The sequence below is a fragment of the Ferrithrix thermotolerans DSM 19514 genome, assembly GCF_900128965.1.
Classification (GTDB): Bacteria; Actinomycetota; Acidimicrobiia; order Acidimicrobiales; family Acidimicrobiaceae; genus Ferrithrix; species Ferrithrix thermotolerans.
Window position 1 is genome coordinate 1 of the sequence record NZ_FQUL01000073.1, and the last position, 3,053, is coordinate 3,053.

Genomic DNA, 3,053 nt, shown 5'->3' on the forward strand with positions numbered 1-3,053 from the left:
AACGGAAAACCACGACCTGCTCCGGACCTGATCCTATCGGGATGCGTATTTCACACCAGTCTCCTAGGACTCTTCCCATGGCCAAATCATCTGCCCACCCGAATAACACTTCCTGTCTTGAATTAGCACTCCCATAAACAGTCTGCCAACCTCCCTGCTAGATGGTACACTTTCGGTAATATCTGAAAATGCTGTGCAATCTTTGCCATGATGCGTTAGGTTCTTGATTGTACCAGACGATAACTCTGGTAGCGATGAGCACCATAAGGGGGTAATGATGAAAGTACGCAACATAGTTCGGGGGGGTCTATTGTAGCTGCCAGTCTTGGACTCGCTAGCTTAGGGCCTGGGATGGGACTGACAAGTTCATCTTCCACCCTCTCAGCAAGCTCTTTGGTCGCCTCGTCGCCGATGACAATCGTTGGCTTTGACGAAGCCGTTGCAAAAGAGCATGGATTTCGGATTATCACGATGCCGGACGGACGTCAAGCAGAGGTTGCTAACGCAGTTGAAGGCAATGCACAAGTACATCCTGACGGAGAGGTCGGTGGTGATTGCGGTATTTCCTACGTTACCATTGCCTCTGGTGCTCCAGGATCGTTCAGCTTGCTCACGGGGTTTCATCTCAATACGTGGGCGATTGACTATCAGTGGCATGTATATGTCGACGATATGGATCTCAACTATGAGCGTGTTTTCTCGTGGGGAGGACCCCTAAACTTTGAAACACGCTGGTATGGTCTCGCCAGCGAAACTTACGTTCCGAGTGGTGATTATTTGGCAGTAGTTTCCGATACGTCGAGTCTCGCTATCCTATGGGACGGTGCGGTGTGCTACTCAGGTGGACCAGAGTCGTCAACTCAGGTTGGTTGAGCGTCATCACCGATCAAGTTTGTGTTTGTCGATGACTGCGAACCAGTACCACATGATGGTAGGCCCAAGGTGTCTCGTGATTGCAAGGAGGTAGGTTCATGGATTATGTCGGTAAGATACCTGAATTTCACCATGAGAGGAATATTCGCAGGATAGCCGCGATGATGTTGGATAGTGATCTGCCAATATTTGGAGTTGCTACGAGCGATGACATGCCAAGAGTGTTGGGTGGGCGTCCCCACAAGCGTAAAGTGTGCAATGGGCGAGTGGAGATAGATGCAGTCGGAGTGCACGTTAGGTTTGGGTATCCAAGAGACCCAGATAAACCTCTTCTCAATGTTATTACTTGGAGGGGATGGACGCTGCAGGAGAATCCCCTCTCGCAGCAGTTCTCTGATATGCTCTACGGTGTGCTTGAATCACAACAGCAGGCGTGTTCCGATGAGGAACATCTTGATATAGCACGACAGGCTGATGACCTCGCGACCCAGGCACACAACTCTTCAGTAGCGATCGTCGTGAATGGCAGAGCTCAGATCTTCCAGACCTTAGAGGCTCAATCCTACGTCATTGCTCAATGCGACTGTGACGAGTATTCAATACTCCTGGAGGGACGCAATTGGACCTCATTGGAAGGGTTGGAACTCGTAAGAATCTCGGACTTAGAGCCCTTCATTATGGGATACTTTAACTTGTTTAACAATTCCGATTGACCGTGCACGGCTTGGAGCTAACGACCTGTACTCGGCGACCGTGGAAGATTTGGACAAGAACTAAGCGATAGTCATCGGTTCGGTATTCAAAACCTCACGTTCTGGCTATTGAACGACTTGCTGTCAGCTCCTCTTCTGTTGGTCCATTGAGCCGGGCCCCGGTATTGCGGGTAGGTGGGGCAGCAAACCTCTTCATAAAGCTCTCGAGGGTGGAAATGCTCAACCCGTTGGCCGTCGAATTCCGTCTTTCCGTTTACCCAGGTGCTTTTGACGACGAATTCGAGAAACGCCGTGGGGCGCGTTGAGAATACGAACTCCTTCTCTGGAGCCTGATGATCTAACCTCCTCTTACCTGTCGGACATTTTGCTCGGCACTATTCTTCTTGACCAGCGCGCGTTACAATCGTAGATTACAGTAGTGTGGTGTCCCACATTTTGCATACGTCCGATTTACAGTTGGGAATGACTTGCAGAGTTTTCGATTGGACGGCCCCTTGAGCGTGGTCCACTTCGTTTGTGAGAAGACCACCTACAGTTTACTTGGCGCGCTCCTATGGGGCCCGAGATCTGAAGTAGTTCCCGCACGTTGTAGCCCCGATGTTTGCTTGACTTAAGTGAGAACCATTCTCTGGGTCGTCACATCAAGGGCCAAGAACTCATGACGGCTCAGGTAGCCGAGGGAACTATGTGCTCGGATGAGGTTGTAGTCATGATGATAGTTATTAGTCAAGAGTTGGGCCTCGGTGACTGAGGTGAACAGTTCGCCGTTCAAGAGTTCGTCTCGGAGTCTTGAGTTGAACGACTCGCACTTTCCATTTTGGGAAAGGCGATCCTGGGTCGATAAAGTAAAGTGTGCCACTCATCTCTTTGGCCCAGTCCTCTAAGGCATGCGAGATGAACTGAAGGTCCATTGTCCATTCTGATGTAGACCGGGGTTCCATGTTCTGCCACGATCCCATCGAGAGCCGAAATCACCCCTTCGGCATCGATCGAGCGATCGACGAGGGTATCTAATTACTCCCTCGAGTACTCGTCGATGATGTTGAGTAGTTTGAGGATCTCTGAGCGCTCGAGCCGTGAAGCAGCTGTTTCTTGCGGTGAGACCTGCTTGGACGCCACCCTCTGTTGGGCACGTAGTGCGTTCAGTAACTTAGTCAACCTCTCCATAAGGTCGAAGGACCCAAAGTATTGGACCCTACCCCCAATTCCGATCGGCGAAACAGCACAGATCGCATCCATTTGCCATGGATAGAGATGCCTGTGAACCGGTGTACCCTATGTGATCCACCCGAAATGTGAGAAGACTGACCAAAATAGATATGGGAGGTAACCACATGAAGGCCCAAGTTGCACACTCAAGATCAAGTCATCGCAGGGTTGTGTCCCGATAGTTGTGCAAATTCCACGAGTGAATTGATTTGTTTGTGGTGGCCATGGTATCTAGGAATTATTAGAAAACTAGAACCT

General features: G+C 50.3%; 4 protein-coding genes. 2 read left to right on the forward strand and 2 right to left on the reverse strand.

What is annotated here, in order from left to right; all coding sequences use genetic code 11:
* Positions 1-351 precede the first annotated feature (351 nt).
* Positions 352-873 (forward strand): hypothetical protein, encoded by a 522-nt coding sequence (locus tag BUA24_RS11565; RefSeq protein ID WP_072792744.1) that lies wholly within the window; start codon positions 352-354, stop codon positions 871-873.
* Between the two features lie 98 nt (positions 874-971).
* Positions 972-1,586 carry a hypothetical protein gene (locus BUA24_RS11570; protein WP_072792746.1) on the forward strand — a complete coding sequence of 205 codons (615 nt, stop codon included), beginning with the start codon at positions 972-974 and terminating at the stop codon, positions 1,584-1,586.
* Between the two features lie 610 nt (positions 1,587-2,196).
* Here the strand turns inward: BUA24_RS11570 and BUA24_RS11575 are convergent.
* Together BUA24_RS11575 and BUA24_RS11580 are read right to left on the reverse strand one after the other, a co-directional pair.
* Positions 2,197-2,445: an integrase core domain-containing protein gene (locus BUA24_RS11575; protein WP_072792747.1), complete on the reverse strand. Its 249-nt coding sequence runs from the start codon at positions 2,443-2,445 to the stop codon at positions 2,197-2,199.
* Between the two features lie 155 nt (positions 2,446-2,600).
* On the reverse strand, positions 2,601-2,825 hold the full coding sequence (locus BUA24_RS11580) for a hypothetical protein (protein ID WP_072792749.1): 225 nt from the start codon (positions 2,823-2,825) through the stop codon (positions 2,601-2,603).
* Positions 2,826-3,053: the final 228 nt, after the last annotated feature.